At 40.9% G+C, this 12,567-nt stretch carries 9 protein-coding genes; 5 read left to right on the top strand and 4 right to left on the bottom strand.

Annotated elements, in window-relative coordinates; genetic code table 11:
- The 5 genes from E1163_RS08565 to E1163_RS08545 form a co-directional block, all read left to right on the top strand.
- A partial coding sequence (locus E1163_RS08565; RefSeq protein ID WP_221417963.1) for a hypothetical protein occupies positions 1-1,587 on the top strand: 1,587 nt, incomplete at its 5' end.
- Positions 1,587-2,471: a decaprenyl-phosphate phosphoribosyltransferase gene (locus E1163_RS08560; protein WP_155171022.1), complete on the top strand. Its 885-nt coding sequence runs from the start codon at positions 1,587-1,589 to the stop codon at positions 2,469-2,471. The genes E1163_RS08565 and E1163_RS08560, both read left to right, overlap by 1 nt.
- A gap of 3 nt (positions 2,472-2,474) precedes the next feature.
- Positions 2,475-3,806: an FAD-binding oxidoreductase gene (locus E1163_RS08555; RefSeq protein WP_343033788.1), complete on the top strand. Its 1,332-nt coding sequence runs from the start codon at positions 2,475-2,477 to the stop codon at positions 3,804-3,806.
- Positions 3,803-4,534, top strand: a complete 732-nt coding sequence (locus E1163_RS08550; protein ID WP_155171021.1) for an SDR family oxidoreductase — start codon at positions 3,803-3,805, stop codon at positions 4,532-4,534. Before E1163_RS08555 ends, E1163_RS08550 begins: the two co-directional genes overlap by 4 nt.
- Positions 4,531-5,118 carry an HAD-IB family hydrolase gene (locus E1163_RS08545; RefSeq protein ID WP_155171020.1) on the top strand — a complete coding sequence of 196 codons (588 nt, stop codon included), beginning with the start codon at positions 4,531-4,533 and terminating at the stop codon, positions 5,116-5,118. Before E1163_RS08550 ends, E1163_RS08545 begins: the two co-directional genes overlap by 4 nt.
- Here the strand turns inward: E1163_RS08545 and E1163_RS08540 are convergent, their stop codons facing one another.
- The 4 genes from E1163_RS08540 to E1163_RS08525 are packed head-to-tail and all read right to left on the bottom strand — an operon-like array spanning position 5,119 to position 12,461.
- On the bottom strand, positions 5,119-6,171 hold the full coding sequence (locus E1163_RS08540; RefSeq protein ID WP_155171019.1) for an acyltransferase family protein: 1,053 nt from the start codon (positions 6,169-6,171) through the stop codon (positions 5,119-5,121).
- On the bottom strand, positions 6,168-6,635 hold the full coding sequence (locus E1163_RS08535; protein WP_155171018.1) for a hypothetical protein: 468 nt from the start codon (positions 6,633-6,635) through the stop codon (positions 6,168-6,170). Before E1163_RS08535 ends, E1163_RS08540 begins: the two co-directional genes overlap by 4 nt.
- On the bottom strand, positions 6,632-8,059 hold the full coding sequence (locus tag E1163_RS08530; protein WP_155171017.1) for a GMC oxidoreductase: 1,428 nt from the start codon (positions 8,057-8,059) through the stop codon (positions 6,632-6,634). The genes E1163_RS08535 and E1163_RS08530 overlap by 4 nt, the downstream gene beginning before the upstream one ends.
- Before the next feature lies 1 nt (position 8,060).
- Positions 8,061-12,461, bottom strand: coding sequence for a fibronectin type III domain-containing protein (locus E1163_RS08525; RefSeq protein WP_185156023.1), 4,401 nt, complete (start codon positions 12,459-12,461; stop codon positions 8,061-8,063).
- Positions 12,462-12,567 lie beyond the last annotated feature (106 nt).

The following is a 12,567-nucleotide window of genomic DNA, read 5'->3' as shown; positions in this document are numbered from 1 at the left end:
CCTTTGAAGCTAACAAAGCCTATAAATAAATTTATAATTTATATGGCTTCTTTTCTTTTACTGGCAGTGTTTTTTCTAACATTTTTTCCAGATAACAGAACTGAGGTTGATGATGGTTATTGGTATGCTGCTGACATCCGCGACAGCGAGTATACAAAACTATTCAACCCCAGGTTTATGCTCTTTCTACCTGTCGTTAAACTCGGTTATGAGGCCGTTACCTCCCTTGGGCTAAGTATCGATGCATATAATTTCATGTGCATTGTTAGTGTTGGTTTTTCAGCGATGACTTTGATCCTGCTTTATGATACTTTGTGCAGTCAACTGAAATTTCAAGGGAAAAACGCTCTGCTTGTAACCATTTTTGTGGCTATTTCTTACGAATACTGGCGATATTCGGTGGAAGCGGAGGTTTATGTAATGTCCATGTTCTTTATTTTGTTGTGTTTACGGCTTTTCCTGAAGTATAAGTATGTAAGAAAATTTGGGCATGTATTTCTACTATGTGTGCTGGCTTCCTTTACTACTTTGTTATATAAGCCCAATTTTATACCTCTCTTCATGGTGTTTCCCCTCTTATTTCTCTATTACCGGAAGATAAGCCATCTGGCTGTTTACTATAGCCTTAGTGCTTTCCTCATTGTAGGGAGCTTTTATGTTGTGCATACCCAGATCCCCTCTAATGGGCCTTTTCTGGAGTATCTGTTCGGAGGTACCAATCAACCTATTGGCAATCCTGCCGCTTCAGTACTTGTTATAGCCTCCAATATGATGTCCGTACTCTGGATTTTTAGTTTTGAAGAGGCCACCTCATTTATAATCAATGGCTTTCCGCATAAGGTAATAGAAGAAGAGGTTTTTTTGGCACAGCAAATGGGAAGCATTAAATACTTTTTACTTTTAGTTTTAGCAGTGGCCATTGTACTTTTCGGTTGGCTCGTTGGAAATGCAATAAAAGAAAGAAGGTCATTCTCAATTTCCAGGTTTAGAATACTGCTGGTTCTGTTTTTATGGGTTCTGCTCTATGGTGGCTTTCTGATGGTGATGGATCCTACCTCAAATGAACCGTGGCTGATGCTTCAAATACCCATAATTATATTGTTTGGAGCTTTACTAATTGAACCGCTTAAAAGAAGTCAGCACTGGATCATTTACAGTTTTTTGTTTCTGATCTTTTTAAACAATTGGCTGGGAGGTATGTATCTGCTAAAAGATATTCAGTATGATTATTATTACCAGAAATCACGGTGGTTAATATCAAATGCTACAGGAAAAGATTATATTATCTCTTACGGGCCGGTTTCATTTATCCGGTATATGAGATACCATACAGATGCCGAAGTCATAAACCTTGAAGAAGAACAAAAAACAGCAATAAATTTATTGCAGAATGCAAGTGAGTTAAAGGGAGGGAAAGTATATCTCTCTGAGAATATCTTTCACCCACCCCGGGCCATTCTGTACAGGTCTCAATTTGACGTAGGCCAGTTATTTGACATTTATGAAGATCGCGGGTATAGATCCGAGCTGGTATGGGGGAGAGAAGAAGAACAGTTTACTACTTATAAATTAATAATGCATAATTAATGGGGAAAGTTGGCGCTATAATAAAACTCATACGTGTCAGACAATGGGTTAAAAACGGCTTTTTGTTTATACCGATTTTTTTTGCCGGACAAGTTTTTAATATTGATAAATTGCTTATGGTATTTGCAGGTTTTGCTATTTATAGCATGTGTGCAAGTGCTGTTTATGTACTAAATGACATTAAGGATGTTGACTTGGACAGAATCCACCCGGAAAAATCAAAACGCCCTCTGGCATCCGGAGCCGTGTCTATGACTACGGCATATATTCTTTATGCCATATTCCTGGTTTCCAGTCTTACATTGAGTTTTCTGATCAATATTAATCTATTTTTTATCATTGTGGCCTATATGTTGATCAACGTGGCTTACAGCCTGGGATTAAAGAAAATTTCTATCCTGGATCTGATGTTGGTTTCCATTGGTTTTGTGCTAAGGGTCGTGGCAGGTGGAGTTGTGGCTGATGTACCTTTGTCGCACTGGCTGATTATCATGACCTTTCTTTTATCTTTGTTCATTGTGCTTGCCAAGCGCAGGGATGATCTTATAGAATTTAAGAATTCAGGGAAGGTGCTTCGGGCGTCAAGCCAGCATTATAACCTTGATTACATCCATTCGGTGCTCACCATGCTTTCAGCCATACTTATTACGGCCTACATTATTTATACGCTTTCCGATGATATTCAGCAGCAGTTTAATACGGATGATCTATACCTGACCAGTATATTTGTAATAGCAGGAGTAATGCGCTATATACAAATTACTATGGTGGAGAACAATAGTGGTTTCCCTACCAGGATTCTGTATAAAGACCGGTTTATCCACTTTACTCTTGTCGGTTGGATCTTGAGCTTTTACCTGATCATATATGTTTTAAACGTCTGAGCGGTGGAGAGAAAATTAAAAAATTGGGGGAACTACCCGGAGGTGACCAGTAATGTAAGGTCTTTTGATACCACGCGCATGGTTGAAAAACTATGTGCAGAGGAGAAGCATTGGATTGCCAGGGGTATGGGCAGGTGTTATGGAGACGCTTCTCTTGGACAAAATGTGATTTCAACACTAAAATACAACAAGGTCATTTCTTTTGATGTGGAGAATGGCATTATGGAGTGCCAGGCAGGATTTTCATTGGATGAGGTACTTCAACTTGCCGTACCAAAAGGATGGTTTCTGCCCGTAACACCAGGAACAAAGTTTGTTTCACTAGGTGGGGCTGTGGCCTCTGATATACATGGAAAAAATCACCATAAAGAGGGGTCTTTTTCCAGACATACCCTGAGTATTACCATTTTATGTGGAGATGGTAAAATTTATACCTGTTCCCGAACTGAAAACAGTGATCTATTTGAGGCCACGTGCGGAGGTATGGGGTTGACAGGGGTAATACTCTCCGTAAAGTTTCAACTCAAGAAGGTTTCCACCTCATATATAACCCAAAAGCAGATTAAAGCTGCAAACCTGGACGAATTACTCGTGTTGTTTGAGCAGTATAAGGAGTATACCTATTCGGTGGCATGGGTCGATTGTCTTGCCAGAGGAAAACAGTTTGGAAGAAGCATATTGATGCTTGGGGAGCATACCGAAAGGTCTGAACTTAAAGGAGGAAAGGCCAAAGAGCCGCTTAAAGTGCATACGGAGGCGGGGTTGAATATTCCCTTTAACTTTCCGCCCTTTGTTTTAAATAAGTACAGCATTAAACTTTTTAATTTTGCTTACTATCATAAAAACTTCAGAAAAGTCCAGCAAAGCATTGCGCATTATGATGGTTTTTTCTATCCTTTGGATAATATAAAGAACTGGAACAGAATGTATGGCAAGCCGGGTTTTTTGCAGTATCAGTTTGTGCTGCCCCTGGATCAGGTGGAAGGCTTAAAGCTAATTATGAATAAGATCGCAGAAAAAAAACAAGGGTCGTTCCTTTCTGTTCTCAAAGTTTTTGGTCCGCAAAATGATCTCATATCTTTTCCGGAAGAAGGATACACGCTGGCCCTGGACTTTCCCTTGACCGGTAGCCTGCTCAAATTTCTGGATGAACTGGATAAGGTAGTTCAGGACTGTGGGGGGCGCATATATCTTACTAAAGATGCCCGTATGAGCAAAGAGTTTTTTCATAGCTCATATCCTCGACTGGCCGAGTTCAGAGATATTGTGAATAAATATAATCCAAATGCTGAGTTCAAATCAGTGCAATCAGACAGACTTTCAATAACCAGATGAAAACAGTTTTACTACTAGGGGCAACCTCAGATATTGGCCAGGCTCTGGCTGATAAATATGCAAAGGAAGGATATACGGTATGGCTTGCCGGAAGAAATGTGCAACATATGCAGGATATTGCTACAGATCTTAAAATAAGGCATGAAGCCAGCGTAGAGTATTTTAGGTTTGAGGCGCTCGATTACCTGTCCCACCAGAAATTTTATAATGACCTGCCCGGTACACCAGATGTAGCTATTTGTATTTTTGGTTACCTTGGAGATCAGGAAAAGGCAGAAAAGGAGTTGGAGGAGTGCCAGAATATTCTGGATACGAATTATAAGGCTGCGGTTTCCATACTTAATATTGTAGCGAATAGCTATGAAGAAAGCGGCACGGGTACGATTATAGGCATAAGCTCTGTAGCAGGAGATAGAGGAAGGCAGAGCAACTACTTTTACGGAAGCGCCAAGGCAGGCTTCACTGCTTATCTTGCCGGGTTAAGGAACAGGCTTTTTAAACATAATGTACATGTACTGACTGTAAAACCGGGGTTTGTGGATACCAAAATGACTGAGCACCTGGAACTACCGGCTCCATTGACAGCACAACCTCAAAAAGTGGCTAATGCTATTTTTAAAGCTGCCAGGAAAAAGAACAATAGTATCTATGTATTAGGTATATGGTGGTTGATCATGGCTATAATCAAATCTATTCCGGAACCAATTTTCAAAAGGTTGAAGCTTTGAAAAAATTAGCGCTGTTTGATTTTGACGGTACCCTTACGACCAAAGATACTTTTATTGAATTTATAAAATTCTACAGGGGCACTGTAAGCTTTTATCTGGGTTTTATGTTGCTGTCGCCTTTATTGGTTTTGTACAAGCTGAAGGTAATACCTAACTGGAGGGCGAAGGAATACGTGCTGACCTACTTCTTTAAAGGAGAGCCCATCGATAAATTCAATGAAAAAGGTAAGGCTTTCTCTGAGAAACTGATCCCTAAAATGATCAGGAAGCAAGCCCTGGATAAATTCAACGGACACATTGAACGGGAAGATGTTGTAGTTATAGTGAGTGCTTCAGCTGCAAACTGGGTTAAGCCCTGGGCCGATAAGCAGGGCGTAGAAATAATAGCTACTAATCTTGAGGTCAAAAATAACAGCATAACAGGAAAGATTCTTGGACGAAATTGCTATGGACCCGAAAAGGTAGCCAGGATACAGCGCAATATTAACATTGGGGACTATTCTGAGATTCATGTATATGGAGATAGCAGAGGGGACAGGGAAATGCTGGATCTGGCTACTCATGCCTTTTACAGGAAGTTTTGATTAGCTGCCTATGAGCAGCCTGCTGTACTTGGGAAATACCTTCTTTACCGCTATTACCGCAACGATAGAAAGCACTGTGACTAGCATGGTATAAAACAAAAACGTGAGTGGACCAAGTTTAAAATCAGGATGAATTTGTGCCATGGCCATTTCACAGGCTGTAATCACGTAAAGGTGAACGAAATAAATACCAAAGCTATAATCTCCCAGAGCTTTTAAAATGGCACTGTCCCGGTTAAGTACATAAAAGCCTCTGAGTAAGATAATGCACAGCAAACTAACTTTTAATTTGGAGAAATTGAAAGCCAAATATGGGGCTATGCGGGCCTCTTCAAAAGAACTTAGTTTCGGAATATCTATTACATTAATAACCTCTAACACAGCTATAATACAATAGATTGCACCCAATAAAACCGCCCACGACGTTTTTAAGTTTATTAATCCTTTCCTGTACCGTGCCGAACCCATTCCGAAAATGTAAACGGGCAAGTAGTGGATAAAGGAATCTATAGTATTCGAAAAGAAACCAAACCTGTAGGTAAATAACCCTGCTATAAAAAGTACAGGAAAAATATACTTATAGAAAGCCGGTCGGTCCAACTTCAACAATAAAGGAGATATTATATAGAAAATGATGATCATTGGTATGAACCAAAAGGGGCCCAGGTGTTTACCGGTGGCCAGCATGTAGAGTGCCTGGATTATCTTCGGCAGGTCAACTAAATTTTCCGGCATCCATACAGGGGGAACTGAAGAGTACAGGTCAATGATGATCGCCGGTATGGAGGCTATAATATAGGGTAATACTACATATTTGGCCTTTCTCTTGAGGTAAGAAGAATATTCAAACTTGCCTTTAAGGTACTGAAACAGAAAGCCTGCAATAAATACGAATAAAACCGTGCCGTTATCCAGCAGTGTAATAAATATATCCTTAAATATAGAGTCTTCCGGCCATCTGAAAGATATACGGCAATGTATGCCAACAATGATTAAAATGGCAAACCCTCTGAACAAGTGAATATAGTTGAGGTAGCCTTCCTTCCTGCTCATGCCTGTTGAGGATAGTATAAATTAGAAAAAGGATTGGAGCAGGGACGCAAATAGGGGTTGTATAAACCTATGTAGGTTACAGTTTTGCCCGTGTCCATTTTGTTGATAAAAAAATCGGTAGAGAGCAGAAAATCACCAACTATATCACTACGGTACTGCACATACTTGTATCTGTACGGGAAAGTTGGCAAAATGCTATCTACCATAAAGCTGAAACGTACTATTTGCTTCTTTTTCCAATCAAAAAATTTACTTTGCCAATGTCCCTTTTGATCAGCTTCCTTAACAAAGGTTTCGAAGCTACTTTCATCAATTTTCAAATGTGTCAGATCTTTTTTCAGCATTTTGATCACCACAGTATTAAAATCCAGAATAGCGACGGTACCTGCTATGGCGGCCAAAATAGCCAGAAAGGCTATCCATAGAAATCTTCTCCGCGATATTTTTCTTGTTTTATCTGTCATAGCAAATACTTTTCAGCAGCCCTTAAAGAAAGTGCAGATAAAGTCAACGTAGGGTTGGAAGGAGTGATCGAAGGATATGAGCTACTTCCTAAAACCACTACATTCCGGTATTTGTGGTGAACCATATTCTTGTCAATGACACTGTCTTCTGAATTTAACCCCATCTTGGTTGTGGAGCAAACATGAAATTCAGTTTTTTGACTATAATCATCGATTTCTACTTTTTCGATGGGCAGGAACCCGAAGTATTTATTGATATCTTCAGGAAGCCGTGCTATACCTCTTTGTGCATACTCAGAGTGAGAGTTATAAATGACTTTAGGTTTTCTTTCATCCTCTGACAGCGCAATCTTGTTTTCTTTCTGAGGTAAGTCCTCATATATAAACTTGAAAATGGAAAGCTTCCTCCATTTTCCTGCCTCGTTTCTTATGAAAGGGGTATTAAAACTTTCGATTATACATGCTGCATGGTTTTTCCTGTGTTCCCCATCATACATCATATAGCCATTGGCCGATATAATAGAGCTACCACCAACATTATCCAAGTCATTATAATACAACCTGGCAAACACCCCGAGCTGTTCACAGATTCCTGCTCCAGTATTAGGGTTTGCATCTCCTGAGTTGAGAAGTATGTGGGCATTAAAAACAGCATTGGCTCCTAATACAATAGTTTCACCATCAGCCTTCTTTTCAAAGTTATCCTGAATATAGTGAACTGACTTTGCCAGGTTTTCTTTTGTATCCAGCCCAATAACCTGGGCTTCGTATTTTATAGTTACCCTTGGATCTTCATAAATATGACCCAATCCGTTTTCAATTGTAAACTTAGCGTTAACCGGACACAGATCACAAACCGAGCTGGAGCAACACGCTCCGCGATTACCAACAGCCTTACTGGCCCGTGCGGTAGGTTGGCTGATATACAGGTCTCCGTATCGTGACTGTAGCAAACTATCCACCGTGCTGAGTTGATGGGCAGGTAGGGGATAAGGGCCTCTTCTTGGGAACGGTGTCTTTTCTGGTCCGGAAATGGACATTATCTTTTCTACCTCAATGTAGTAAGGTTCAATATCTTCATAAGATAAAGGCCAGTCCTGACCTACACCATACAATGTGTTTAATTTGAAATCATTAGGCAGGAAGCGTGGTGTGCATCCCGTCCAGCAGTTAGAGCTGCCTCCGAAATTAGGATCAAAAACCCATATTTTGCCGGCATCTGTAGAGTATGTTTGGCCTGCCTTCTTTATTTGCAGTTCCTTTTCGCCGCGTTTTAAGGCTAGTCTTTCTGTGTAAGGGTGGAATTTTCCTCTTTCAAGAACAAGGATTTTTTTGTTGGAACCGGCTTTTTCCAAGTAAGACTTCAGGAAAAAAGAAGATGCAAAACCGGTTCCAACTATGATCAGATCATATTGGTCTGTCATACTATCTGATAATAACGCGTTTTTGTGATTTATTATTTCCGTCAGAAATCACAACTATATATACACCTTTATGCAAGTTGTTTCTGGCGTCAATAGTTAGTCCTTCCAATAAAGTATTAGGATCAGTTTCTATAAATAGTGAGCTTTTACCCATTACATCATAGAAGTTAATATTCACTCTGTCTGACTCCGATGCCATATAACCTTTAATATTGATATTATTTGGACTTGTCGGGTTAGGATAAACTGTAAGTTCCTCAAAGCTGTTTTTAAGTGTTACCCTAAGCACTTTTGAGTGACTGAAATTGCCATCCAGATCCACTTGCTTAATGCGGTAATAAGCCACATTCAAAGGTTTGGAATCGACGTATTCATAGTTTACAGCACTTGTGGTAGTACCGGAACCATCCACTCTGCCTATCTCAGTAAAATCATTAATATTTACGGCTCTCTCAACGGAGAAATATTCATTGTTAATTTCACTGCCTGTTGTCCAGTTAAGGTTTACATTAGCTCCTTCGATTGAGTAGGAGAAGTCTATGAATTCAACAGGAAGCGGGCTGTCGCTAAGTGTCTCAACCGTAATGGGATCACTGTCTATGGACGTATTGTTTGCTGCATCACGGGCGGCTACCGTAAAGGTGTATTCGGTTTCCGGTGATAATCCTTCAATGGTAACACCGTTACTGGTAGTAGTAACCGTTTCTGCCTGAGTTCGTGCAGTGGAACTGGTTCGTGATCCGCTGCCTTCTGAAGCCAGACCATAAGATACAATATACGCTGTTACACCAACATTGTCCACTGAATTATCCCACGACAAGGCAACCTGAGTATCAGTTTTGGCTCTTACCCATAGGTTTTGAGGAACAGAAGGTGCAACCACGTCTGCGGGTGTTGTAGCATTTGCAGTGTTTGAAAAACCAGATGCCCCGTAGATATTAACTGCTTTGACCTGATAAGCATAGTTTGTGCTTGGAGTCAGTTCATCATGCCTGAAAGCCGTTTCTCCATAACCGGTGGTATGTACAATCTCATAGCTTGAACCGGCCGTAGAGGCATATACCTCAAATTTAGGCATATAAGGTCCTACGGTTTTAAGAACTTCCGTAAAGATATAATAGTGACCAGAGCCATTTAAATGAACGCCGTCTCCGGAGTCAAATTGAGTCTTTATACGATTGTCATTGCCGAAATCGGTCAAATAATCATAGATGTCGATCACCCTTTCATCAAATGCAGCTCGCACGGCGTCTGCCTCTGTTTCCAGAAGGTGCCTCTTACTTGAGCTGCTGAAATTTCTTGGTTGGGTAGTCGTGAAGAATATTTCTACACCTTGCGATGATGCTAAGCTAAATAATTCACTATAGTGTCCGACTGTGGTTGAGGCATCTATATTTTCTGCGACATTGTTTGATGGCAGGTTTACAATAATGATGTCGGGGTTCAGTGCCAGGGCTGCGGTAATATTATGATCGGGATCAGCCGTAAAACCACCTCCACTGGTGCCGGTTTCTCTGACATGATAGGTGTTCAGTGCATTTGCGGCAAGATTGGTCAACGTGTAATTGGCGTTGTTAGCTGTCATGGCACTATCCAGCCTTTCAACCCAGCTCTGGTTTGTGGCAACCTCAGCCCCATTGGCGGTAGAAGACCCCAGAACTACTATATCAGTAGATTCATAGTCCCAATCCAGATCAACCAAAAATTCTGTAGCATCTGCGGTTGCTGTTAAATTGGTGGGTGCATCTGGCAGTACCGAAGTTGGTTTGTTACCACTTTTTAATGCACTGTCAGGAATTTGTCTCTCACTAATTCCAGGCCCCTTATAATAAACTTGTAAGTTATTTCCGCCTGATCTTTCAAAGTATTTAACTGTTATTGGGTATGCGCCAGGCTCAAGATAAATATTACCACTTTTTTTAACATTTCCATGTAACCCATCATTATCTACAACTTTTGTTCCCTCAATCCATAGCTGACTACCGTCATCGGATATGGTCGAGAAAGTATAAGTGCCGGCTGTTGTAATATATATGTAGCCAAAGAAGTCGAAGGCAAAATAGTCATCGTCTTCCGTGTAATCTGATCTAATGGATATTTTGAAATTAGGATGAGCGCCCTTGGCATGTAGTGCCCAGTCAGAAAAATCCTTGACGACATCCCATGTACCTCCTGCGAACATGTTAAAATATAATCCCTCCAGCACGGTGGTCACTGAAACGCTACCGCTCGGACTGGAAGCATTACCGGCATTGTCATACGCCACTACATAAAAACTGTAGTTTTTTTCTTTTTCAAGCCCGCTTATTGTGGCTGTTGTACTTGATGTTGTAGCAGCCAATGTGCCATCAAGGAAGTAAACTTTGTACTGTGTAACACCTACATTATCAGTAGAAGGAGACCATGACAATACTACCTGGTCTGTATGGACAGTAAAATATTCATCGGCAAGATTGTCTGCAGTAACGTTAATACGATGTTCTGTATATGCAAAATTGTCAAACTTGAAATTGCCGGGAGCGGTAGGCTTCTGACTATCCGTCAAGGTGGTTGCTGATGCAACTGCCGTAGGATCAGATGGGCCATTGGTGTTATACGCTCTTACTTTATAGTAGTATGTTGTTTCACTGGTCAGTGCCGTATCAGCATACATGAGCTTGTTGGCCGTGGTAGTGGTTACCCAGGTGAAATTAGTACCATCGGTACTTCTGTAAACCTCAAAGCCCAGTTCATCATCTGATTTATCCTGCCAATAGACATTGATAGAAGTAGCAGAGCTGGCGGAAGCATGTAAATTATCCGGGGCAGCGGGTAAAGAACCTAAATAAGGCTGATTGGATACATATATTTTATTAGATTCAAATCCTTTGCACAGACCTTCATCCTTTACAATTAATGAATAGGCTCCGGGGTCAGATACCGTAATAGCATTCAGGGTAGAATCGTCAGCATACAAAACTCCGTTTTTATACCATTCGTAATAGATACCGGGTTCATTTGTAGATAGGGTTACCTCTGTGCTGCCGTCCAATCCTGGTAAAGCAGTACTTCCTTCTGCTATGATTTTGGCAGTTGGTCGTGGTTTTTCGGTAATAGTATATGGCTCAGACCACTCAGTCCATTGAGAGCCTCTTCTGAATCTTACCTGATAGCTGGCAAAATCATCGGCTATAATTTCGTTGTCCCTTTCAGGAGATGGAGCCATAGCAGTGGTAACACCATCCTTTATTTTTCGCCATTCATATTCGTCAAAACCCTTTGATATACCTAGCCTCACATTAACTTCATCACCTTCACAAACAGATTTCACACCGTAATAACCATGAATGGTCAGTTTGCTATACGATAAAAACCAGGAGAAAAAGTCAGGCTCTGCATACGCCGTATTCCAAACACCATGACCCAGGGTAGGGTAGAGGGTGTAGCGAGGTGTTCCTCCAAGATTTCGGATCTTATTGAGCTTTTGTTCAGTCGATGATGGCTTGGGCCTGTTATCCCTTCCTCCCTGAAATTGCCAGACAGGCATATGGATCATTGTGGTATCAGGTGATACTACATCTGTATCAAAGGCGCCGTGGTCTCTATGACCTGACATGGGGGCAGCCGCTGCGAATAGATCAGGTCTTGAATTGATCAGCATCCATGTGCCCTGCGCTCCTTCAGATAGGCCGTGTATATAAATTCTGTTCGGATCAATGGGATACTTTTTTATCAGTTGTTCTACCAGGGCAATAACCCTTCCTGTCCATGTCTCCAACCCTGGACCGGGGTTATATCCATTTTTATTTTGCGGGAACACTACAAAGCCAGGCCAGTGCCTTGGGTCAGACGAATTTCTATTAATGGCTTCAAGGTGCTGACGGCCACCATGTTGCAAACTGTGATCATTATTCCACATTCTGGGATCTCCCTTTCCGTAGCAGTTTCCGCCCCAGCAGTCTCCTCTTTCTCCTGCACCATGCATAAAAACAATAAGCGGTTTTAAGTCAGTCCCTAAAGAATCAAAATCAGTAGGATATGCAATACGATAATTTAACAACCATTTGTTATTTCCCTGGTTGTATCCATTATTACCTGAATTAGGTAAAATATCAACCTGGTGAGGATCAGTGATCCAATTAGGATCTGTCGGGTGTCTGAAAAATGTAAAGTCTTTGTATTGGGATGAGTTAAACCCAGTCATAGCACCTCCATTGTCTGCGCCATAGTAAGTGCCCCTGACCAAGGTATCTCTTTTGTTTCCCGGTTCATCTGAATATGGCATTAACGGAGGATTGGAAGAACCATCCAGCCGGTAACTCATAGTACCTGGAACTATGTAATAGTAATCTTTTGGCACTTGCGCTGACAAGGCCATTGTAGCCAACAGTATAATTAATACGGTAGTAAGATTTCTTTTCATTTTTAACGCCATTTAGACAACCTTAATGAGATAAAAACTTTAACTCACGAACAGATGTAATATTTTAATCTATTTTTAAGCTTCTTCAAGAAGTTCCTTTTTAGGT

This window comes from Fulvivirga kasyanovii (genome assembly GCF_009711405.1).
In the GTDB taxonomy this organism is placed as follows: domain Bacteria; phylum Bacteroidota; class Bacteroidia; order Cytophagales; family Cyclobacteriaceae; genus Fulvivirga; species Fulvivirga kasyanovii.
Note: the sequence above shows the minus strand (reverse complement) of the source record. Positions and strands in the feature narration are given on the sequence as shown.

What these genes read in the sequence shown, in the direction of transcription:
- E1163_RS08530 (WP_155171017.1), bottom strand. Translation starts at nt 8,059, where the DNA reads ATGACAGACCAATATGATCTGATCATAGTTGGAACCGGTTTTGCATCT.
- E1163_RS08525 (WP_185156023.1), bottom strand. Translation starts at nt 12,461, where the DNA reads ATGAAAAGAAATCTTACTACCGTATTAATTATACTGTTGGCTACAATG.
- E1163_RS08550 (WP_155171021.1), top strand. Translation starts at nt 3,803, where the DNA reads ATGAAAACAGTTTTACTACTAGGGGCAACCTCAGATATTGGCCAGGCT.
- E1163_RS08540 (WP_155171019.1), bottom strand. Translation starts at nt 6,171, where the DNA reads ATGAGCAGGAAGGAAGGCTACCTCAACTATATTCACTTGTTCAGAGGG.
- E1163_RS08535 (WP_155171018.1), bottom strand. Translation starts at nt 6,635, where the DNA reads ATGACAGATAAAACAAGAAAAATATCGCGGAGAAGATTTCTATGGATA.
- E1163_RS08560 (WP_155171022.1), top strand. Translation starts at nt 1,587, where the DNA reads ATGGGGAAAGTTGGCGCTATAATAAAACTCATACGTGTCAGACAATGG.